This window comes from Micromonospora sp. WMMD735 (assembly GCF_049178995.1).
Taxonomy (GTDB): domain Bacteria; phylum Actinomycetota; class Actinomycetes; order Mycobacteriales; family Micromonosporaceae; genus Micromonospora; species Micromonospora wenchangensis.
Window position 1 is genome coordinate 3235380 of record NZ_JBMHMJ010000002.1, and the last position, 20947, is coordinate 3256326.

The 20947-nt window shown below is 74.0% G+C and carries 20 protein-coding genes; 10 read left to right on the forward strand and 10 right to left on the reverse strand.

Translation table 11 applies throughout. The features are described 5' to 3' along the window. The first annotated feature begins 19 nt into the window (after nucleotides 1-19). Entirely contained in the window at nucleotides 20-430 is a 411-nt protein-coding gene (locus ACN268_RS13585; RefSeq protein ID WP_421483515.1) for a VOC family protein, read from the forward strand. A gap of 146 nt (nucleotides 431-576) precedes the next feature. Here ACN268_RS13585 and ACN268_RS13590 read toward each other — a convergent pair whose 3' ends face one another. Both ACN268_RS13590 and coxB read right to left on the reverse strand, forming a co-directional pair. Next, nucleotides 577-1005 (reverse strand): cytochrome c oxidase subunit 4, encoded by a 429-nt coding sequence (locus ACN268_RS13590; protein ID WP_421483516.1) that lies wholly within the window; start codon nucleotides 1003-1005, stop codon nucleotides 577-579. A 10-nt stretch (nucleotides 1006-1015) separates the two neighbouring features. Beyond that, on the reverse strand, nucleotides 1016-1987 hold the full coding sequence (coxB, locus tag ACN268_RS13595) for a cytochrome c oxidase subunit II (protein WP_088644664.1): 972 nt from the start codon (nucleotides 1985-1987) through the stop codon (nucleotides 1016-1018). Nucleotides 1988-2158: 171 nt separating this feature from the next. On the opposite strand from coxB, the gene ACN268_RS13600 reads away from it, so the two are divergent. Both ACN268_RS13600 and ACN268_RS13605 read left to right on the forward strand, forming a co-directional pair. Next, a complete protein-coding gene (locus ACN268_RS13600) occupies nucleotides 2159-3310 on the forward strand; it encodes a cysteine desulfurase family protein (protein ID WP_421483517.1) in 1152 nt (383 codons plus the stop codon). 143 nt (nucleotides 3311-3453) lie between these two features. Beyond that, complete coding sequence (locus ACN268_RS13605) at nucleotides 3454-3669, forward strand: sulfurtransferase TusA family protein (protein ID WP_421486887.1); 216 nt, start codon at nucleotides 3454-3456, stop codon at nucleotides 3667-3669. Nucleotides 3670-3782: 113 nt separating this feature from the next. On the opposite strand, the gene ACN268_RS13610 is transcribed toward ACN268_RS13605, so the two are convergent. Continuing rightward, the gene (locus tag ACN268_RS13610; protein ID WP_421483518.1) at nucleotides 3783-4115 is read right to left on the reverse strand and encodes a hypothetical protein; all 333 of its coding nucleotides are present in this window, start codon (nucleotides 4113-4115) and stop codon (nucleotides 3783-3785) included. Between the two features lie 103 nt (nucleotides 4116-4218). Between ACN268_RS13610 and ACN268_RS13615 the strand changes: the two genes are divergently transcribed. Then, on the forward strand, nucleotides 4219-5067 hold the full coding sequence (locus ACN268_RS13615) for a helix-turn-helix domain-containing protein (RefSeq protein ID WP_421483519.1): 849 nt from the start codon (nucleotides 4219-4221) through the stop codon (nucleotides 5065-5067). 18 nt (nucleotides 5068-5085) lie between these two features. Beyond that, on the forward strand, nucleotides 5086-5295 hold the full coding sequence (locus ACN268_RS13620; RefSeq protein ID WP_363651516.1) for a DUF397 domain-containing protein: 210 nt from the start codon (nucleotides 5086-5088) through the stop codon (nucleotides 5293-5295). A 139-nt stretch (nucleotides 5296-5434) separates the two neighbouring features. Here ACN268_RS13620 and ACN268_RS13625 read toward each other — a convergent pair whose 3' ends face one another. The 4 genes from ACN268_RS13625 to ACN268_RS13640 form a co-directional block, all read right to left on the reverse strand. Further along, nucleotides 5435-5935 carry an AAA family ATPase gene (locus tag ACN268_RS13625; protein ID WP_421483520.1) on the reverse strand — a complete coding sequence of 167 codons (501 nt, stop codon included), beginning with the start codon at nucleotides 5933-5935 and terminating at the stop codon, nucleotides 5435-5437. After that, a complete protein-coding gene (locus tag ACN268_RS13630) occupies nucleotides 5932-6909 on the reverse strand; it encodes a carbohydrate kinase family protein (RefSeq protein ID WP_421483521.1) in 978 nt (325 codons plus the stop codon). The genes ACN268_RS13625 and ACN268_RS13630 overlap by 4 nt, the downstream gene beginning before the upstream one ends. A gap of 106 nt (nucleotides 6910-7015) precedes the next feature. Beyond that, nucleotides 7016-7384 carry an iron-sulfur cluster insertion protein ErpA gene (erpA, locus tag ACN268_RS13635; RefSeq protein WP_204959360.1) on the reverse strand — a complete coding sequence of 123 codons (369 nt, stop codon included), beginning with the start codon at nucleotides 7382-7384 and terminating at the stop codon, nucleotides 7016-7018. Nucleotides 7385-7574: 190 nt separating this feature from the next. Further along, nucleotides 7575-8711 carry a glycerate kinase gene (locus ACN268_RS13640; protein ID WP_421483522.1) on the reverse strand — a complete coding sequence of 379 codons (1137 nt, stop codon included), beginning with the start codon at nucleotides 8709-8711 and terminating at the stop codon, nucleotides 7575-7577. A 95-nt stretch (nucleotides 8712-8806) separates the two neighbouring features. On the opposite strand from ACN268_RS13640, the gene nadA reads away from it, so the two are divergent. The 3 genes from nadA to ACN268_RS13655 all read left to right on the forward strand — a co-directional run bounded on the left by nadA (nucleotide 8807) and on the right by ACN268_RS13655 (nucleotide 12327). Next, nucleotides 8807-10006 (forward strand): quinolinate synthase NadA, encoded by a 1200-nt coding sequence (gene nadA, locus ACN268_RS13645; RefSeq protein WP_204927849.1) that lies wholly within the window; start codon nucleotides 8807-8809, stop codon nucleotides 10004-10006. A gap of 239 nt (nucleotides 10007-10245) precedes the next feature. Continuing rightward, complete coding sequence (gene murA, locus ACN268_RS13650) at nucleotides 10246-11601, forward strand: UDP-N-acetylglucosamine 1-carboxyvinyltransferase (RefSeq protein WP_421483523.1); 1356 nt, start codon at nucleotides 10246-10248, stop codon at nucleotides 11599-11601. 102 nt (nucleotides 11602-11703) lie between these two features. Then, a complete protein-coding gene (locus ACN268_RS13655; RefSeq protein ID WP_204927851.1) occupies nucleotides 11704-12327 on the forward strand; it encodes a DUF3043 domain-containing protein in 624 nt (207 codons plus the stop codon). A gap of 7 nt (nucleotides 12328-12334) precedes the next feature. On the opposite strand, the gene ACN268_RS13660 is transcribed toward ACN268_RS13655, so the two are convergent. The 3 genes from ACN268_RS13660 to ACN268_RS13670 are packed head-to-tail and all read right to left on the reverse strand — an operon-like array spanning nucleotide 12335 to nucleotide 15001. Next, entirely contained in the window at nucleotides 12335-13315 is a 981-nt protein-coding gene (locus ACN268_RS13660; protein ID WP_421483524.1) for an ABC transporter ATP-binding protein, read from the reverse strand. Continuing rightward, nucleotides 13312-14139, reverse strand: a complete 828-nt coding sequence (locus tag ACN268_RS13665) for an ABC transporter permease (protein ID WP_421483525.1) — start codon at nucleotides 14137-14139, stop codon at nucleotides 13312-13314. The genes ACN268_RS13660 and ACN268_RS13665 overlap by 4 nt, the downstream gene beginning before the upstream one ends. Nucleotides 14140-14152: 13 nt before the next feature. Further along, a complete protein-coding gene (locus ACN268_RS13670; RefSeq protein WP_421483526.1) occupies nucleotides 14153-15001 on the reverse strand; it encodes an ABC transporter permease in 849 nt (282 codons plus the stop codon). Between the two features lie 161 nt (nucleotides 15002-15162). On the opposite strand from ACN268_RS13670, the gene ACN268_RS13675 reads away from it, so the two are divergent. Next, nucleotides 15163-19887 carry a WG repeat-containing protein gene (locus ACN268_RS13675; RefSeq protein ID WP_421483527.1) on the forward strand — a complete coding sequence of 1575 codons (4725 nt, stop codon included), beginning with the start codon at nucleotides 15163-15165 and terminating at the stop codon, nucleotides 19885-19887. Nucleotides 19888-19938: 51 nt separating this feature from the next. Further along, nucleotides 19939-20937 carry an aldo/keto reductase family protein gene (locus ACN268_RS13680; RefSeq protein WP_421483528.1) on the forward strand — a complete coding sequence of 333 codons (999 nt, stop codon included), beginning with the start codon at nucleotides 19939-19941 and terminating at the stop codon, nucleotides 20935-20937. The last annotated feature ends 10 nt before the right edge of the window (nucleotides 20938-20947 follow it).

A 20947-nucleotide genomic window follows, 5' to 3' on the forward strand; every position in this document is an offset into this window, starting at 1 on the left:
GGCATGACAGGATCACCTGATGCTCCGACTCACGGATTTCATCATCGACTGCCCGGACACGATGCGGCTGGCGGCCTTCTACGCCGAGGTGACGGGTCGCCCGGTCAAGCAGGGCAGCGACGAGGAGTGGGCCGGCATCCGGTTCGGCGAGATCGAGCTGGCCTTCATCAGGGTGGCGGAGTACCGCGCCCCGCGGTGGCCCGACGGCGAGCACCCTAAGCAGTTCCACCTCGACTTCGAAGTCGACGACATCGAGGCCGAACAGCGCCGCGTCCTGACCCTCGGCGCGACCCTGGCGCAGGACTTCGTCGGCCCCGAAGGCTACGGATGGCGGGTCTACACCGACCCCGTCGGCCACCCCTTCTGCCTCTGCCGCAACCGGGGTGTCACCTGGACCGACCAGGGACCCGTCTGGCCCGAGCCAGCCTGATCCCCCCGGCCCACGTGATCCACACCATTGAGCCGAAACAGCGGTATCAGGTCGCGGCGATACCGCCACTTCGGTCCCCTGGAGTCGGTCACCCGACGTCGACGGGCCCGCCTCCCGGGTGAGGAGGCGGGCCCGTCGGCGTCGGATCAGTGCTCGGCGGTACGCCGGGTGCCGGAGTAGTACTCGAAGAGCAGGCCGCAGGCGGCGAAGATGACCATCACCAGGCCCAGGCCGAGCAGCCAGAACTGCCAGAACACCAGGCCGAGACCGGCGACCGCGGCGGCCAGCGCCAGCCCGAACGGCCAGTAGCTGCCCGGGCTGAAGAAGCCGATCTCGCCCGCGCCGTCGGCGATCTCACCGTCCGGCCGGTCCTCCGGGCGCAGGTCGATGCGGCGGGAGACGAACCAGAAGAAGCCGCCGCACATCGCGCAGAGCAGGAAGGACAGCAGCAGGGCCACCGTGCCGACCCACTCGACCTGGCCGCCGGAGTCGCCGTACGTCCACGCGCCGTAGAGGACCGTCGCGCCGAACAGGAACCCGGCGATGATCAGGAAGATTCGCCACTCGGTCTTCATGCCGGATACCTCAGTTTCCCGCGCTCGCGGACGCGTCGTCCGGGTTGAAGTTGTCCTTCGTACGACGGGTGTCGAACGGCTGCGTGGTCTTCGCGTACGGGTCCTGACCGATGGCGGTCAGCGCCTCCTGCGTCGACTTGCCGTCCCGCTTGGCCGCGAGGAACTGGTCGTACGCCTCCGGGGAGACCACCCGCAGTTCGAAGTTCATGAAGGCGTGGTAGCTGCCGCACAGCTCGGCGCAGCGGCCCACGTACGCACCCTCGGACTCCAGCTTGGAGACCTCGAACACGTTACGGATCTTGCCGGGCATCACGTCGCGCTTGAACAGCAGCTCCGGCACCCAGAAGGAGTGGATGACGTCGCGGCTGGTCTCCTCGAACCGGATGGACCGGTTGGTCGGCAGCACCAGCACCGGGATGACCTCGCTGGTGCCCAGCACCGACGCCACCGTGTTGGCCTCGGTGCCCTGGCCGTCGCGGTAGTTGAACTGCCAGTTCCACTTGAAGGCGACGACCTCGACGGTGACGTCGGGGTTCTTCGTCGTGCGCACCACGTCGGTCTGGACCACGGCCGTGTAGTAGAAGAGCACGGAGACGATCAGGATCGGCGCGATGGTGTAGAGGAACTCCATCGGCAGGTTGTAGCGGGTCTGCACCGGCAGTTCGTTGCCGCGCTTGCGGTAGCGCACGACGCACCAGAAGATCAGGCCCCAGACGAAGACACCGACCGCCAGGGCGGCGATGCAGGAGGCGATCCACAGGTCGTACATCCGGTGCGACTCGGGAGTGATGCCGCCCTGCGGCCAGCCGAAGCCGTCGACCGAGCGGCCGACGTCACACCCGGTGAGCAGAACCAGCAGCGCAGCTCCGCCGAGACCGAGCCCGGCGAGCCGGCCAGCACCACGCCGCCGACGCACACCGGCTCCGGGGGAAGCACCGTGCCGTACGGCCGACGGCCGTACCTCCGAACTCCTTGCGACCACCTGGTCCTGCCTCCCTAGCGCGCCGCGGTGGGGTATTCCATCAGCACCGACGGCAAAGGCGTCACCGACGGTCGCAGATTACTCGACCATGGCGGGCTCGACGGTCTTGGGGTCAGTGTCCGCCCCCATCGGGGGGTGCCGTCGGTCTTCGACGCGATAGCGTCTGCGGTCGTGAGTGCCCACCCGGTCTACCTGGACGCGGCCACCGCCGCGCCGCTGCACCCGGTGGCCCGGCAGGCGCTGCTGGCCGCCCTCGACGACGGCTGGGCCGACCCCGCCCGCCTCTACAGCCGGGCCCGCCGCGCCGGGCAACTCCTCGACGCCGCCCGGGAGGCCACCGCCGCCACCCTCGGCGTCCGCCCCGACGAGGTCTCCTTCACCCCCAGCGGTACGCACGCCGCGCACTCCGCCGTGCTCGGTGGCCTGGTCGGCCGGCAGCGGGCCGGGGCGACGCTGGTGCACTCGGCGATCGAGCACTCGGCGGTGCTGCACGCCGCGCAGCGGCACGTGGCGGCCGGTGGGACCGCCACCTCCGTACCGGTGGACCGGCTCGGACGCCTCGACCTCGATGCCTGGTCGGTGGCGGTGCGCTCCCCCGGGGTGGCGCTGGCGACGCTGATCGGGGCCAGTCACGAGGTGGGCACCGTGCAGCCGGTCACCGGGGCGGCCGACGCCTGCGCCGCCGTCGGGGTGCCGCTGTACGTCGACGCGGCCCAGCTCGTCGGCCGGGTGCCGGTGCCCACCGGCTGGTCGGTGCTGACCGCCAGCGCACACAAGTGGGGCGGTCCGCCCGGCGTCGGGCTGCTGGTGGTCCGCAAGGGCACCCGGTGGGAGTCGCCGTGGCCGGCCGACGAGCGGGAGTTCGGGCGTACCCCCGGGGTGGTGAACCTGCCGGCGGTGGTGGCGGCGGCGGCGAGCCTGCGCGCGGCGGCGGCCGACGCGGCGGCCGAGGCGGCCCGGCTGACGCCCCTGGTGGACCTGATCCGGTCCCGGGTCGCCGCCGACGTGCCGGACGTGGAGGTGGTCGGCGACCCGGTCGACCGGCTCCCCCACCTGGTGACGTTCTCCTGCCTGTACGTCGACGGCGAGGTGCTGCTGCACGCGCTGGACCGGCGCGGCTTCGCCGTCTCCTCCGGCTCCTCCTGCACCTCGTCCACGCTGCGTCCGTCGCACGTGCTGGAGGCGATGGGGGTGCTGTCGCACGGCAACGTCCGGGTGTCGCTGCACCGGGAGACCACCGAGGCGGACGTACGGCGGTTCCTCGCCGAGCTGCCCGGGATCGTCGCCGAGCTGCGCGCCGACGCCGGCGTGGTGGGCCTGTGACCACCCCGACCGGCCCGGACGGCCGCCGAACCGGCGCGGACGACCTCCCGTCCGGCCCGGGCGGTCTCCCGACCGGGCCGGGCGGCGACGGGGCGAGAGCGGGCGGCGACGGGGCGGGAGCGGGCGGCGACGGGACCGGGCCGGTGGAGGTGCTGGACTGTCGGGGGCAGCGCTGCCCGCTGCCGGTGATCGCGCTGGCCCGCCGGCTGCCCGAGCTGCCCGTCGGCACGCTCCTTCGGGTGCTCGCCGACGACCCGGCCGCCGCCGTCGACATCCCCGCCTGGTGCCGGATGCGCGCCCAGGAGTTCGTCACCACCACCCCCGAGGGCCCAGGCTACGAAGTACGCCGCACCCACTGACCCACCCCACCCCACCCCGCCCCGCCCTACCCCACCCCGCTCCGCCCCGCCCCGCCCCGCCCCGCCCCGCCCCGCTCCGTCGATCATGGAGTTGTGGTGGCCGATCTGCGGCATTACTGCCGGTTCGAAGGCACCACAACTCCATGATCGACAGGAGTGGGGGTGGGGGTGGGGGTGTCGATCCAGATCAGGCGGAGGCGGCGGCCGGTGCGGGTGAAGAGGCGCAACGCGCTCTCGGCGGTGGCGAAGTGCCCGGTCGACGTTCTTCCGTCGTGGCGCAGCAGGGCGCTGTCGGGGAAGGCCAGGCCCCAGGCGAAGACCGCGCCGTCGAGGCGGTCGCCGTACTCCTCGCAGAGCGCGAACCGGCGTGGGGCGAACTCGTTCGCGAGGTCGACGAGCATCAGGTGGAACTCCTCGGGCGTGCCGAGCGGCGCGGGGTCGGGCATGACCACCTCCAAGAGTCGTTGCTATACGTATAGCCCCTATCCTTGCTCTTTGGAAGACTCGACGGCATGATGTTCTCGTCGGTACACGTGGTGGAGGCGATACATGGGCAGGCGAACAGATCCTTCGGCGCTGCGCTGGCTGATCGGTGCCGAGCTGGGTCGGTATCGCCGCGAGGCACCGATGACGCTGACCGAACTGTCGGCCAGCACCGGCATCGGCAAGCCGAAGCTCGGCCACATGGAGACCGGCCGTTACCAGCAGTTTCCCGAGGACATCGCGGCCGTGCTCCGCGCCTGCGGGGCCGACCAGCCCGCGATCGACCGGCTGACCACCCTGTCCGGCCGCTCCGACGCCAAGACCTGGTGGGCACCCTGGGCCGCGGTGATGCCGGACTGGTTCAAGACGTACGTCGGGCTGGAAGGGCTGGCCGACGGGGCGTTCGTGTTCGAGTCGATGGTCATCCCCGGTCTGCTCCAGACCGAGGAGTACGCCCAGGCGCTGACCCTGGGCACCGGATTCGTCCGCCCCGACCACGCCGAGCGTTTCGTGTCGTTCCGGCAGACCCGGGCCCGGCGGCTCACCGACGACGACCCGCTCACCCTGCACGCGGTGATCGGCGAGGCGGCGCTGCGGCTACGGGTCAACGGCGACGAGACCCGGCGGGCCCAGCTCGCCCACCTGGCCACCATGTCCGAACTGCCGAACGTCACCGTCCAGGTGCTCCGCCCCGAGGACGGCCCGCACGCCGCCGGTGCGATCGGCAAATTCGTCCTGCTGGACTTCGCCAACGTCCGCCCGATCGCCTACACCGAGGTGCTCGACGGGGCGATGTACGTGCAGGACCCGGACGGTGTCCGCACCTATAGCATGGTGGCAGACAACCTGCGCCAGGTCGCCCTCTCACCCGCCGAGTCGCGCGCGTTGATCAGGGAGTTGGCCGGCGCGGCCTAGCGCCCCTCGGAGGCCACCGTGCGCACCCCCGACCTCACCACCGCCCGCTGGTTCACCAGCAGCCGCAGCACCAACAACGGCGACTGCGTCGAGTGTGCCGTCCTGCCCGACGGGGTGGCGGTGCGGGACAGCAAGGACCGGTCCGGCCCGGTGCTGATCTTCCCCGCCCGTCAGTGGGCGGCGTTCGTCGCCGCCACCCCGGCCCGCTCCCCCGGTCAGGCCGGCTGACCTCGCCCGACGCGGGCCGCCTTCCCCGAAGCAAGCCGCCAGCCGAACCGGCCACACGCCAGGTGCCCGGACCGGAACCGCCAGGTGCCCGGACCAGGACAGCCAGGTGCCCGGACCGGGACCGCCAGTCGGGCCGGGATCAGGTGAGGTAGCGGAGGATCGCCGGGAGGGGGTCGATCGGGATGGTGGTGTCGACCACCAGGCGGGGGCCGATCAGCGGTTCGTACCCCGTGCCGCGCTGCCGGGTCTGCTCCCAGGTCGGGGCGAGCGGGTCGGCGGTGTGCCGGGCCTCGACCCGGCGGCGCAGTTCCGCCTCATCGCCGCAGTACACCTCGATCAGCCGCAGCGGCACCCCGGCCCGCTCGGCCAGCTCGAACCAGAGCCCCCGGGTCCCGGCTGCCGGGTTGGCCGCGTCGACCACCACGCTGGTGCCCAGCCCCAGCTGCACCTCGGCCAGCCCGGCCAGCGCGTCGTAGCCGGCCTGGCCCGAACCGGGGCCGGTCAGCCCGTGCCGGGCCAGCGCCCGCTCGATCGGGTCGACCGCCAGCACCGCCGCGCCCAGCGCCACGCCGACCTGCCCGGCGAGGGTGCTCTTGCCCACGCCCGGCAGGCCGGCGAAGACGACCAGGAGCTGCGTCATGGCACCAGGTGCGACCGAACGTCCTCGGCGGCGGCGTCACCGTACGAGTTGGCCAGCCGCTTGACGAACACGTCGCGGCGCACGTCGTACTCCTGGGTGCCGACGGTCTCCAGCACCAGGGCGGCCAGCAGCGAGCCGACCTGGGCGGCGCGTTCCAGGCCGAGACCCCAGGACAGGGCGGCGAAGAAACCGGCCCGGAAGCCGTCGCCGACCCCGGTCGGGTCGACGGCCCGCGCGTCCCGGACGATCGGCACCCGCAACGACTCCCCGTCCCGGGTGGCGATCTCGACGCCGTCCTTGCCGAGGGTGGTGACCCGGATCTTCACCCGCTCCAGGAGCTGGGCGTCGGTGAGGCCGGCCTTGCTCTGCAGCAGCGACTTCTCGTAGTCGTTGGTCATCAGGTACTCGGCACCGTCGATCAGCGAGACCACGTCCGCGCCGTCCATCCGGGCGAGCTGCTGGGACGGGTCGGCGACGAAGGCGTAGCCCCGGTCCCGGCACTCGGCCGAGTGCCGGATCATCGCCTCCGGGTCGTTGGCGCTGACCAGGACCAGGTCGAGACCGCCGAGCCGGTCCGCGACGGGGCCCAGCTCGATGTTGCGGGCCTCGCTCATCGCGCCCGCGTAGAACGAGGCGATCTGGCACATGTCGGTGTCGGTGGTGCAGACGAAGCGGGCGGTGTGCGCCACCTCACTGACGTGCACCGAGTCGCAGTCGACGCCGTGCCGCTCCAGCCAGGAGCGGTAGTCGGCGAAGTCGGCGCCGACCGCGCCGAGCAGGATCGGACGCAGCCCGAGCTGCCCCATGCCGAAGGCGATGTTGGCGGCCACCCCGCCCCGGCGCAGCACCAGGTCGTCCACCAGGAAGGAGAGCGACACCTTGTGCAGCTGGTCGGCGATGAGCTGGTCGGCGAAGCGACCCGGGAAGCTCATCAGGTGGTCGGTCGCGATCGAGCCGGTCACGGCGATCTTCATGTCAACCCTCGGGGTCGGGAGCACGGCGCGGGTCAGCCTACCGGTCCGGGCGGGACGACGAGGGGGCCGTCCCGGCGCGGGACGGCCCCCTCGGACGGACCGGGACTCAGCTGAACGAGTCGCCGCAGGCGCAGGAGCTGCCCGCGTTCGGGTTGTCGATGGTGAAGCCCTGGGCGTCGATCCGGTCGGCGAAGTCGATGGTCGCCCCGGCCAGGTAGGGGGCGCTCATCCGGTCGACGACGACCTCGACCCCGTCGAAGTCGGTGACGACGTCACCGTCGAGCGAACGCTCGTCGAAGAAGAGCTGGTATCGCAGGCCGGAGCAGCCACCCGGCTGCACCGCGACCCGCAGCCGCAGGTCGTCGCGGCCCTCCTGCTCGATCAGGGCCTTGACCTTCTGCGCCGCGACGTCGGTGAGGACGACGGAAGTGGGGGCCTGGGCCTCGGTCGGGTCGGTCTGCGCTGGCGTGGTCACGTGGAAATCTCCCTGCGCGGTATGGGTCCGGACACCCTGGCCAACAGCACGCGTCGCCCAGTGATTCCCGGTGCGGTCCAGCTCCGATGGTACGCCGCCCCGGCGGAGCCCACCCGGCCGGCGCGATCGCCGCCACGGCCCGCTCCCGGTGGCCCGGTCACCGGGCCACCGCCGGACCGGCCCCGGCAGCTCAGCGGCTCCACTGCCGGGCCAGCCGCGCGCCGAGCGCCCGCAGCCCCTCGGCGGGCCGGCCCATCGCCGCCGCCACCCCGCCGCGTTCCTCGCCGCCGAAGTGCTCCACCAGGCTGTACGCCTCGGTCACCCCGGCGGAGGCGGCCTCCCGCCGGCCGGTGCTCACCCGCCCCGCCAGCACCACGCAGGGCACCCCTCGGTCGCGGGCCGCCCCGGCCACCCCGGCGACCACCTTGCCGCGCAGCGACTGGTGGTCGAACGAGCCCTCCCCGGTGATCACCAGGTCGCAGTCGTCGAGGGCGGCGTCCAGGCCGATCGCCCGACCGACCAGGTCGATGCCGGATTCGCAGCGCCCGCCGAGGGCGAGGATCGCCGCGCCGAGGCCGCCGGCCGCGCCGCCCCCGGGCAGCGTGCCCAGGCCGGGCGGGCAGCCGGGCAGGTCCCGTTCCAGCACCGCCGCCCAGCGCTCCAGTGCGGCGTCGAGCAGCAGCACGTCGGCCCGGTCGGCGCCCTTCTGCGGCCCGTAGACACTGCTCGCGCCGTGCAGGCCGAGCAGCGGGTTGTCCACGTCGGTGGCGGCGACCAGGGTGGCGTCGCGCAACCGGGGCGTCCCGTCGAGGGCCGCGACGGCCCCCAGCGCCGCCCCGCCGTACGGCAGGGCCCGGCCCGCGTCGTCGAGGGGGGTCGCGCCGAGCGCGGCGAACAGGCCGGCCCCGCCGTCGTTGGTGCCGGAGCCACCCAACCCGACCACCACCGTCCGGGCCCCGTGCTCGACGGCGGCGGCGACCAGCGCGCCGAGACCGTACGAGGTGGTGGCCTTCGGGTCGCGTTCGGCGGCGGACAGCAGGTGCAGCCCGCACGCCTGGGCGCTCTCCAGGTAGCCGACCCCGTCGGCGGTGAGCAGGATCTCACCGGTGACGGGCCGGCCCAGCGGGTCGACCGTCGGCACCGGCACCCGGCGGCCGTCGAGCGCGCCCGCGAGCACCGTGACGAAGCCCGGTCCACCGTCGGCGAGGGGACGGATGAGCAGCTCGACGGCGTCGTCCACCTCACGCCAGCCGGCGGCGACGGCGGCGGCCACCTCCGGGGCCTCCAGGGTGCCGGCGAACTTGTCCGGGCAGAGCAGCACGCGCATGCCCCGAGTGTGGCAGGCCACATCGGCGCGGCGGCAGTGTGGCAGCCCACACCGGCAGCGGTCGTGCGAACGCCCCGTTGTGGGACCATGAGGACGTGACTTCGACCTGGGTGGAACCCTCCAACACGGCGACCGCGCTGCTGCTCCTCGGCCGTGGCAGCGACCCCGCCACCGAGCGTGGCGTGGAGTGTCCGGGAGACCTGCCGGCGCCGAGCGACCCGGACCTGGTGGCCCGGGCGACGGCGGCGAAGGCCGCGCTGGGCACGAAGGTGTTCGTCCTCGGCCACCACTACCAGCGCGACGAGGTGATCCAGTTCGCCGACGTCACAGGCGACTCGTTCAAGCTGGCCCGGGAGGCCGCAGCACGGCCCGACGCGGAGTACATCGTCTTCTGCGGCGTGCACTTCATGGCCGAGAGCGCCGACATCCTCACCACCGATGCGCAGCGGGTCATCCTGCCCGACCTGGCGGCCGGTTGTTCGATGGCCGACATGGCGGTGCTGTCGCAGGTCGAGCGCGCCTGGGAGGTGCTGACCGACCTGGGCGTCGCGGCGGACACCGTGCCGGTGACGTACATGAACTCCTCGGCCGACATCAAGGGCTTCGTCGGCCGTAACGGCGGCGTGGTCTGCACCTCGTCGAACGCGAAGCGGGCGCTGGACTGGGCGTACGCGCAGGGTTCGAAGGTGCTGTTCCTGCCCGACCAGCACCTCGGCCGCAACACCGCCGTGCTGGAGCTGGGCTACTCGCTCGACGACTGTGTGCTCTACGACCCGCACAAGCCGAACGGCGGGCTCACCGCCGAGCAGGTCCGCGACGCGAAGATGATCCTCTGGCGGGGGCACTGCTCGGTGCACGGCCGGTTCACCCTGGACAGCGTGCAGGACGTCCGGGCCCGGGTGCCCGGGGTCACCGTGCTGGTGCACCCGGAGTGCCGGCACGAGGTGGTCACCGCCGCCGACCAGGTCGGTTCGACGGAATACATCATCAAGGCGATCGAGGCGGCCCCGGCCGGCTCGGCGTGGGCGGTCGGCACCGAGCTGAACCTGGTACGCCGGCTGGCGCTGGCCCACCCGGACAAGCAGATCATGTTCCTGGACAAGGCGGTCTGCTACTGCTCCACGATGAACCGGATCGACCTGCCGCACCTGGTCTGGGCGCTGGAGGAGCTGGTCGCCGGCCGGGTGGTCAACCAGATCACGGTCGACGCGGACACCGCGCACCACGCCCGGGTGGCGCTGGACCAGATGCTCGCCCTGCCGGGGGCCGACACCCCGCCACCCGCCACCGCCTGATTACCCGAAGTCACCACCGAGGTACGGGAACGTACCGGATTCACCGGTTCGTTCCCGTCCCGGCGCGGTGACCAATTTGCATTTCGTCACGGAGGGCTATGCTGCCGGGGCGACGTACCGCGGGGACCGTTTTGGGCCGGCCCCGCTCCGGGTACCTGGACAGCTCGTACCGGACAGCTGGACAGCATGCCCCATCATCGACTCACCCCGCACCACCCGACGCGCGCTGGAGGTTTGCGTTGACGGACGACGTCCTGGTCGTACACGGAGGTACCCCGCTCGAAGGGCGGATCCGCGTGCGCGGCGCGAAGAACCTGGTCTCCAAGGCGATGGTCGCGGCCCTGCTGGGCGACTCGCCCAGCCGGCTGTTCGACGTCCCCAAGATCCGTGACGTCGAGGTGGTCCGCGGGCTGCTCGGCCTGCACGGCGTGAAGGTGACCGACGGCACCGAGGACGGCGAGCTGGTCTTCGACCCGTCCAACGTCGAGAGCGCCAGCACCGACCAGATCAACGTGCACGCCGGGTCCAGCCGGATCCCGATCCTGTTCTGCGGCCCGCTGCTGCACCGCCTCGGCCACGCCTTCATCCCCGACCTGGGCGGCTGCCACATCGGCCCGCGCCCGATCGACTTCCACCTGCAGGCGCTGCGCGAGTTCGGCGCGACTGTCGACAAGACCCCCGAGGGTCTGCACCTGTCCGCGCCGAACGGGCTGCACGGCACCAAGTTCGCCCTGCCGTACCCGAGCGTCGGCGCGACCGAGCAGGTGCTGCTGACCGCGGTGATGGCCGAGGGCGTCACCGAGCTGCGCAACGCCGCCGTCGAGCCCGAGATCATCGACCTGATCTGCATCCTGCAGAAGATGGGCGCGATCATCAAGGTGCACACCGACCGGGTGATCGAGATCCAGGGCGTCAAGAAGCTGCACGGCTACACCCACCGGCCGATCCCCGACCGGATCGAGGCGGCGAGCTGGGCGGCGGCGGCACTGGCCACCCGGGGTGACGTCGAGGTGCTCGGCGCGCAGCAGGCCGACATGATGACCTTCCTGAACATCTTCCGCTCCGTCGGCGGCGAGTACGAGGTCACCGACGCCCGCCCGCCGAAGCTCGGTGACCCGGGCCAGGAGGGCGGTATCCGGTTCTGGCACCCGGGCGGCGAACTGAACGCGGTGGCGCTGGAGACCGACGTGCATCCCGGCTTCATGACCGACTGGCAGCAGCCCCTCGTGGTGGCGCTGACCCAGGCCCGGGGGCTGTCGATCGTCCACGAGACGGTCTACGAGCAGCGGCTGGGCTACACCGAGGCGCTGAACACGATGGGCGCCAACATCCAGGTCTACCGGGACTGCCTCGGCGGCACCCCGTGCCGGTTCGGCCGGCGCAACTTCAAGCACTCCGCGGTGATCGCCGGGCCGAGCAAGCTGCACGCCGCCGACCTGGTCATCCCGGACCTGCGGGCCGGGTTCAGCCACCTGATCGCCGCGCTCGCCGCCGAGGGCACCTCCCGGGTGTACGGCGTCGACCTGATCAACCGGGGCTACGAGGACTTCGAGGCGAAGCTGGCCAGCCTCGGCGCGCACGTCGAGCGGCCGTAACCAGCCGCGTCCCCCCGGCCGGCCCCGACCCCTGCCGTCGGCCCGGCCGACCCGCTCCACCGAGCGCCCGGTGCACCCGTGATGTGCACCGGGCGCCGTCGTATGGCTACCCTTCACCTCGTGCCGTCGCTGTTTCGCCGCAAGTCCGCCGACTCCGACTCCTCCGCCACCGCCCCGGTGGTGACCGAGGAGCCACCCGCCGCGCGCCCCCGGGGCTACACCCCGAGCAAGAAGGAACTGGGCGTCGAGACCCCGAAGCGGCCGGTCGCCGGTCGCCGGCCGGCCGGCCCGACCCGGCCGCTGACCAAGGAGGAGGCCCGGGAGCAGCGTCGCAAGGCGCGCACCGAGGCCGCCGCCGAGTTCCGCCGCGAGGGTGGCCCCCGGGACCGGGGGCCGGAACGGCTGCTCGCCCGCAACGTGGTCGACTCCCGGCGGACCATCGGCACCTGGTTCTTCGGCGGCGCGTTGATCGTGCTGATCGGCTCGAACGCGGCGATGCCGCAGGTGATCCGGCTCGCCTCCAACGTGGTGTGGGGGGCGCTCGCGCTCGGCGTGGTGATCGACTCGGTGCTGATCTCCCGGCGGATCAAGAAGCTGGTGCGGGAACGCCACCCCAACAGCGGCGAGCGGATGGGGTCGCTCTACCTCTACGCGATCATGCGGTCGATCACCTTCCGCCGGATGCGCGCCCCGGCCCCCCGGGTGAACATCGGCGACCCGATCTGACAGGCGGTCAGGACGGGTGGCGCGGGTCGGGGGCCGGGCTGCGGTAGAGCCGGGCCACCACGTCCTCGATGTCCGGTTCGACGATCGAGAGGTCACGCAGCGCGGCCAACCCGGCCAGCGCGGCGACCACCTCCGCCACCCCCGCCGACTCCAACGCGTAGACCAGCCGGTGGCCGTCCGCCTCGACCCGGTGCAGCGCCGCCCCCGCCGGCCGCGGCGGGACCGCCAGCGGGGCGTCCAGGTCGGCGACGACGAGCCGGCGGGAGCCGTACCGGGCGTGCAGGGCGGCGATCGTCCCGTCGTGCACCACCCGACCGTGGTCGACCACCACCAGCCGGGCGCAGAGCCGCTCGATGTCGGCCAGGTCGTGCGTGGTGAGCACCAGGGTGGTGTCGCCGGTACGGCCCAGCTCGGCGAGGAAGCCCCGGACGGCCTGCTTGCTCACCACGTCCAGCCCGATGGTCGGTTCGTCGAGGAAGAGCACCTGCGGGTCGTGCAGCAGCGCGGCGGTCAACTCGCCCCGCATCCGCTGCCCCAGCGAGAGCTGGCGGACCGGGGTGGCCAGGAAGTCGTCCAGGTCGAGCAGGTCGCGGCAGCGGCGCAGCCGGGCGGCGTGCGCGGCGGCCGGCACCCGGTAGAGGTGCCGCAGCAGGTCGAACGAGTCGGCCAGCGGCAGGTCCCACCAGAGCTGGGAACGCTGGCCGAAGACCACCCCGATCCGCAGCGCCAGCCGGGTCCGGTCGGCGACCGGGCGCAGCCCGCACACCCGGGCCTGACCCGCCGACGGGCTCAGCACCCCGGTGAGCATCTTCAGGGTGGTCGACTTGCCCGCCCCGTTCGGGCCGATGTAGCCGAGCATCTCGCCGCGCTCCACCCGCAGGTCGATGCCGTCCACGGCGGTGACGGTCCGCTTCTGTCGACGCAGCCGGCCCGCCTTCACCCGTACCGTGAACTCCTTGCGCAGCCCGTCCAGCTCGATGACGCTCATGACCCCGTACTCCGGTAGTGGCGGATGCCGGTGCGCCAGGCCGCCGCCGCGACGGCGACGGCGACCAGCGCCACCCCCGGCGCCGCCCAGCCGGCCCACGACGGCAGGCCGAGCGGGTCGGCGCGGCCCAGCAGCGCCAGCGCCGGCTGGTAACTGACGAAGGCGAACCCCAGGCCGTACGCGAAGGCGGCCCGGAACCACCCGTCGAAGACGGTCACCGGGTACGTGGTGAAGTCCCGCCCGCCGTAGGTGACCGAGTTGGCCAGCTCACCGGAGTCCACCCACCAGAACGACACGGTGGCGGTCGCCACGAAGAGCGACCCGAAGAACACCACCCCGGCCAGCGGGGCGACCACCGCCAACGCCACCCGGGCCGGTGTCCAGTCGATCCCGGCCGAGGTCAGCGCCACCGCCAGCACGCCCACCCCGAACACGCCCCGCGACACCTTGCGCAGCGGCAGGTTCATCAGCAGCAGTTGGGGCAGCGCACCGAGCGGGCGCAGCAGCACCGCGTCGAACAGGCCGGTCCGCACGTGGGTGGGCAGCCGCTCGATGTTGCCGACCAGCAGGTCCGCCACCGCGAAGGCGCTGGACGACAGCCCCACCATCACCAGCGTCTCGCGCAGCGTGAACCCGCCCAGCTCCCGGGTCACCCCGTAGATCACCAGGACGGTGACCACGTCGAACACGGTGGCCCCCACGTTGCCCACCAGGTCCAGCAGGAACGACGCCCGGTAGGTGGTCTGCGCGCGGGCCTGTGCCCCGAGCAACGCCCGGTACGCCCCGAACGTCCCACCCGGCCGGGCGGGACGTTCCTCGGTCACCGTCGCCCGGTACTCAACCACCCTGCACCACCAGGCGACGTTCGGCCCGCCGCTGCACCAGCCGGCAGGCGGCCAGCACCAGCACCGCCCAGCCGAGCTGGAGCGCGACCAGGCCGACCTGGACCGCCGGCGGGTCCCGCTCCACCAGGACGTCGAGCGGGGTCTGCATCAGGCTCGGGAACGGGGTGCCACACCACAGCAGCAGTTGCAGCCACTGCGGCAGGAACCGCAGCGGGAAGTAGAGCCCGGCCAGCACCCCCGAGCCGAGGGTCCACAGCAGCAGCGGACCCCGCGCGTCCTGCCACCAGTAGGCGGCGGCGTTGACCAGGAACCGGCAACCGAAGCAGAGCACCACGGCGGTCACCACGGAGACCACGAAGAGCCCGACGGTGGGCCACCGCGACGGCAGGTAGACGTCGAAGAAGACCGGCCCGACCAGGACCGGCGGCAGCAGCCGGGCCAGTGCCGCGTACCCGGCCCGACCCAGGTCGGTGGCGAGGTAGCTGGTCACCGGATGGACCGGGCGGAGCAGGTCGGCGGCCACGTCGCCGGTGCGGATCCGGTCGGCGAGGTCGCTCCAGCCCCAGAGCAGCACGACGGCGAGCAGCCCCTGACCCATCCAGACGAAGGTCGCGAGCTGGGCCCGGTCGTACCCGCCGACGGTCCCGGAACCGGCCGCGGCCAGCAGCACCGCGCAGTGCAGGAAGCCGAACACGGTGTTGGTCACGGCACCGGCCACGGCCGCCTGCCGGTAGGTGGAGTAGCGACGGAAGCCGGCCCGGGATAAAGCCCCGAATGTCCGGAACCATCGGGTAACGTTTGCGCTCGTGGACGGAGCCGCAGTGGCGGTGACCGAGCCCACGCCGTTACCCTCCTTCCGCAGCCCCGCCGTGCCGGCCGGGGGACTCTACCGGCATCCCGGGGCGCCCTGCACGACAATTTGCAACGAGGTGACACCGCCGTGAGCGAGCGACGCGAGCCGGGCATCGGGCCGCGCCGCACGCGTGGACCCGGAGCCCCCAGGTGACGGGCTGGTCCGACCGCTGGGACGCCCCCGCGGAACCGTCCTGGGTGATCGAGCCGACCGGCGAGTGGCACCCGCAGTTCCCCGGGCAGCGCTATCCCGGCGACCTCGGCTCCCAGTACGCCGACCCCCGGGGACGGGTCACCGCCTCCGGCCGCGCCGAGGTGCCCCCGCTCGCCCCGACCCGCTCCGACGGCACGTACCTCGGCCGGTCCTGGTCCGACCTGGACGACGGGCCGCCCCGCCGGGACGACCCCCGCGACGAGCGGCACGCCCACGACCCGTACCGCCGGCTGGCCGACGAGACGTACCGGGGGCACACCGACGAGGCGTACCGACGGCCCGCCGACGAGGCGTACCGGCGGCCGTCGGACGAGCCGGTCTGGCAGCGGGAACGCCGGCAGCCCGCAGCCGAGCGGCACGACGACCGGCCGGCCGACCGGATCAGCTGGTCGGACCGGCGGCGCGACCCCGACGAGGGCCCGCCCCGGCGGCGGACCACCGGCGAACGCCCCACCGTCATGCCCGGTCACCGGGGCGACGACGAGCCACACCACCGCGCCGCCGACCGGTACGACCCGTACCCGGCCGGACCCGCACCGGGCGGGGACCTGCCGGCCCGGTTCCGGGAGGACGACCCGCCCCGTCGGGACGCCGACCGGCGGCCCGCCGCCCACGGGCACGCGGACCGGTGGCAGCGCCCGCTCCACGACACCCCGCCGGTCCGCCCCCGCGACGACATCCCGCCCGGCCGCCCACCACGCCACGACGGCCGGGGCACGACGCCTGCCATCCCCGAGGAGCGGTGGCAGCATCCGCGGAGCCGCGACGAGCGCCTGCCTGCTCAGCCGTACGAGCCGGCGGCCCGCCACGTGGCGTACCCCGACCTGCGTCCGCAGGACGAGCCGTACCGCGAGCCGTGGGGTCGTACCGGCCCCACCGGGCCCCGCCCGACCCGGGAACCGGACCACGGCCGCGACGGGCGACCGGCGTACCCCACCAGGCACGAGCCGCCCGCCCGCCACGAGGGCCGTCCGGCGGCCTGGGCCGCGCCGGGGCAGCCCGGCGACGGTCGTGCCGGCGGCGGTACGCCGCTCCTCGACCCGTCGCCCGGCCGTCCGGTGTCCGGTGCACCGGTCTCCGGGCTGCCGGTGTCACCGGCCCCGGCGTCGTCGGCCTCGTCGTCGTCGACCCCGGCGTCGTCGACCCCGATGTCGCCGGCCCCGGCGTCGTCGACCCCGATGTCGCCGGCCCCGGCGTCGTCGCCACCCGGCACGACCACGGCGGGCCGACCCGCGACCGGTCCGTGGGGTCCCCGGCCCGGTCCTCCCCCACCGCCGGCCGGCGCCCGGCCGGGTGGCTCCGACGCACCGGCACCGACGGCCCACCGGCCGACCCCCCAACCACCGGACGCCCCCGCGTCCCCCACCGAGCTGCCCACCCGCAGGCGTCACGCCGCCGGCCGGCCGCCCATCCCCGCCCCGGACCAGGCCGCCCCGGTCTCCGCGTCGCCGGCCGGCCGGTTGCACGTCGAGTTCCGCCGGCCGTCGGAGAGCGCGCCACCGGTCGACCGGCCCGCCGGACACTCCCCGACCGCACCCGGGACCGACCGACCCACCGACCCGGGTGCTGCCCGGCCCCCCTCGGCCGCACCCGCCGTCGGTTCCGGGACCGACCGGCCCACCGGCCCGGATGGCTTCCGGCGCTCCTCCGCCGCACCCGACTCCGGGACCACACGGCCCACCGACCCGGGTACCGCTGGACGCCCCCCGGCGGCCCCCGCCACCGACGTCCCCGCCCTGGAGATCACCCCCGACCGGCCCCGCCGGTACGTTCCGCCGGCACCGGAGCCCGGCGGCACCGGCCGTCCCGTCAGCGCCGCCCCGACCACGCCGGGAGGCTCGGCGGCCTGGTTCCGGCCCGGCCGGTCGACCCCCACGCCGACCACCCCGCCCGACGGTACGACGGCGGCCGGCCGACCGACGGGCGATGCCGCGCCGGCCCCGGCCACGACCGGCCGCCCGGACCCGCCCGACGGGGCACCGACCGGTGGCACGGACGTTCCCGTGCCCCGCTCGCCGGCACCCCCGTCGCACCCCACCGACCCGGGCCCGCTCCTCCCGACCACCGGCGACCCGGGTCGGTCGACCGCCCCGGCCGGTGGCCCCGCCGACCCCGGTGTCCGGGCCGCCGCCGCAACCGAGGCGCACCCCGTGAACGGCCCGGCCGACGTCGAAGCCGCCGCCCGGCAGCCCGGTGCCGGGCACCCCGTCCCGGCGACCCCCGCCGCCCTGCCCGACGCTCCCGATCCGGTCGGCGCGACCCGTCGAACCGCCGGGAGTCCTCCCGCGACACCGGACCCGGCCACCCCGCCGGACGTGCCGGGCAGGGACGACCCGGAGAACCGGTCCGGCGCGGCGGACGTCGACGCCGGCCCGACGCGGGAGTCCACTCCGGTCGCCCCCACCGGCCGCGACCCGGACGGCGACCACGCCGTCCCGGCGGTCGTCCCCGACCGCATCGCCCTGGTGTCCCCCGCCACCGATACCGACAGCACCGTCACCGGTCCGGTCGACCCCGCCACGCCCGACACCGTCCTGCCTGACACCGTCCTGCCTGACGCCGCCCTCACCGGCAGCGCACCGACCGGCATCACCACGGCCCCACCGGCAGGCACCGCCGCTGCCGGTCCGGCCGGCACCGCCGTGGGACGCGACGACCTGGACCGCACCCGGCCGACGGACCCCGGAGGCGGCACCACCACGAAGGACGACGCAGCGGCCCGCACCGGTCCGGCCGACACCCGTCCGGCCGGCACCGGCACCGGCACCGGCACCGGAGACGACGAACCGCGCCGCACCTTTCAGGTCGGCACCGGCCCGGACAGCACCGTGGCCGTCGCCACCGGACCGGACAGCACCGTGGCCGTCGGCACCGGGCCGGACAGCACCATGGCCGTCGGCACCGGACCGGACAGCACCGTAGCCGTCGGCACCGGGCCGGACAGCGCTCTGACCGGCGGCACCGGGACGGGCGGTGGCGATCCGGCGGCCCCGGTGACGGTCGGCGATCCGCACGGACCCGCGTCGCCGGACCGGACCGTCCCGGTGAGCCCGGCCACGACTACGCAGCAGCTGGCGACCCCGGACCGACCCACCAGCGTCGATCCGCTGGCGACCGGGGACCGGACCGGCACCACGGACGGCCCGGCAGGCACCGACCGGGCCACCGCCCCGGACCGGACCGCGCCCGACGGCCAGGCCACCCTCGCGGACCGGCCGGCAGACCCGGACCGGGCCGGCACCACGGAACAGGGGGCCGGCGGGGACCACGCCAGCATCAGGCAGCACGGGGACCGGGCCACCACTGCGGGCCCGCCCGTGGCCACCCCCGCGTCCGGGGACGCCGCGACGGCGGTCCGGCAGGCCGACCCGGAGCAGGTGCTCGCCGGCTACCGGTGGCGGCTGGACCCGGAGACCCTGCGCGAGGTGGTCGAGGACCCGGCGGAGCTACGCAGCATCCGCCGCCGGTTGACCGAGAAGCTCGCCTCGGCCCTGGACAACCGGGCCCGCGCCCGGCTGCTCAGCCTGCGGGCGGTGCTGTCCCGGCTGGTCGACGACTTGGACGACGCGGTGGCCGACGGCCGGCTCGCGTTGACCTACGCGGAGGCGACAGGCGAGCTGCGGCGTACCGCGCTGGCCCGGGCGCGGCTGGCCGAGGCGCTGCGCTGGAAGGGCGAGTTCACCGAGGCCGACCGGCTGTTCACCGAGGCCAACTCGACGGAACTGCCGGACCGGCTGCGCTCGGCGCTGCACGAGCACGCCGGCCGGTCCTGCTACGACCAGGGCCGGTTGATCGAGGCGTGTGGACACTTCGAACGGGCCCTGGACCTGTACCGGGCCGAGGACGCGGAGCTGACCGACCGGATCGCGGTGTGCCTGGACGCGGTGCACGCCCGCGCGGCGGCCCGGGGCGGCTTCGGGCCGTACCCGCGTAGTCGCGACGAGGTGCGGCACGGCCGCCGGTCCCCGCGCCCCACCCACGACGGCCGGGGTCGCTGGGGGTACGCCGACACCGACGGTGAGCTGGTCGTCGACTACCGGTACGTCGAGGCGCAGCCGTTCCACGAGCGGATGGCCTGGGTACGCCGCCCCGACCAGGCCGGGTGGGAGCTGATCGACGAGACGGGCGGCACCCTGCTCGGTCCCGCGTACGCCCGGGTGCTGGCCTTCTCCGACGGCCTGGCCTGGGTGTCGCAGGGCGGCGACGCGGACTGGTCGGCGATCGAGCCGGACGGGACGGTGGTGGTGCCGGCGGGGTTCGAGGAGGTCAGGCCGTTCCGGGCCGGGGTGGCGGCGGTGCGCCGGGGCGGCTGGGGGGCGGTGGACCGGCACGGTCGACTGGTCGTCCCGCCGCGTTACCACGGCATCGACACGACGCTGTCCGACGGTCGTCGGCTAGACGGGTTCACCGATGAGGGGCTGGCCGTGGTGGAGCTGGCCGGCCGGCGTGGGGTGCTCGACCGCACCGGTGCCGTGCTGGTCCGGCCGGTGCACCCGGCACTGGTGGTGCACCCGGTGGCGTTCCTGGTCGGTGACGGGATGAACCACTGGGGAGCGCTGGACCGGCGGGGCGAACCGCTGATCCCCCCGGTGCACGCCGACTGGGACACGGTGGTGGCGGAGATCGACCGGCTGCTCGCCGACACCCACCCCGTGCTCTGACGCCGGTTGCGCCGACGGGTGCCCGGCACCGGACGGGGCTAGGGTCGGAGCATGGAATTCCGACACCTTGGCCGCTCGGGCCTCATGGTCAGTGAGATCTCGTACGGCAACTGGATCACCCACGGTTCGCAGGTCGAGGAGGAGGCGGCGCTGGCGTGTGTCCGGGCCGCCCTGGACACCGGCATCACCACCTTCGACACCGCCGACGTCTATGCCGGTACGCGGGCCGAGACGGTGCTCGGCAAGGCGCTGGCCGGGGAGCGCCGGGAGGGGCTGGAGATCTTCACGAAGGTCTTCTGGCCGACCGGTCCCGGCCGCAACGACCGGGGCCTGTCCCGCAAGCACATCATGGAGTCGATCGACGGCTCGCTGCGTCGCCTCCAGACCGACCACGTCGACCTCTACCAGGCCCACCGGTACGACTACAGCACGCCGCTGGAGGAGACGATGGAGGCGTTCGCCGACGTCGTGCACGCCGGCAAGGCGCACTACATCGGCGTCTCGGAGTGGAAGGCGTCGCAGCTACGCGAGGCGCACGCCCTCGCCCGGGAGCTGCGCATCCCGCTGGTGTCCAACCAGCCGCAGTACTCGATGCTGTGGCGGGTCATCGAGGCCGAGGTGGTGCCGGCCAGCGAGGAGCTGGGCATCTCGCAGATCGTCTGGTCACCGATGGCGCAGGGGGTGTTGTCCGGCAAGTACCTGCCGGGTCAGCCGCCGCCCGCCGGTTCCCGGGCCACCGACGAGAAGTCCGGCGCGAACTTCATCGCGCAGTGGCTCAACGACGAGGTGCTGACCCGGGTGCAGCAGCTCAAGCCGCTCGCCGAGCAGGCCGGGCTGACCATGCCGCAGCTCGCCGTCGCCTGGGTGTTGCAGAACCCCAACGTCGCCTCGGCGATCATCGGCGCGTCCCGCCCGGAGCAGGTGCACGACAACGTCAAGGCCGCCGGGGTGACCCTGGAGGCTGACCTGCTCAAGGCCATCGACGACATCGTCGCCCCGGTCACCGAGCGCGACCCGGCCAAGACGGAGAGCCCGGCCAAGCGGCCCTGACCGGCACCGA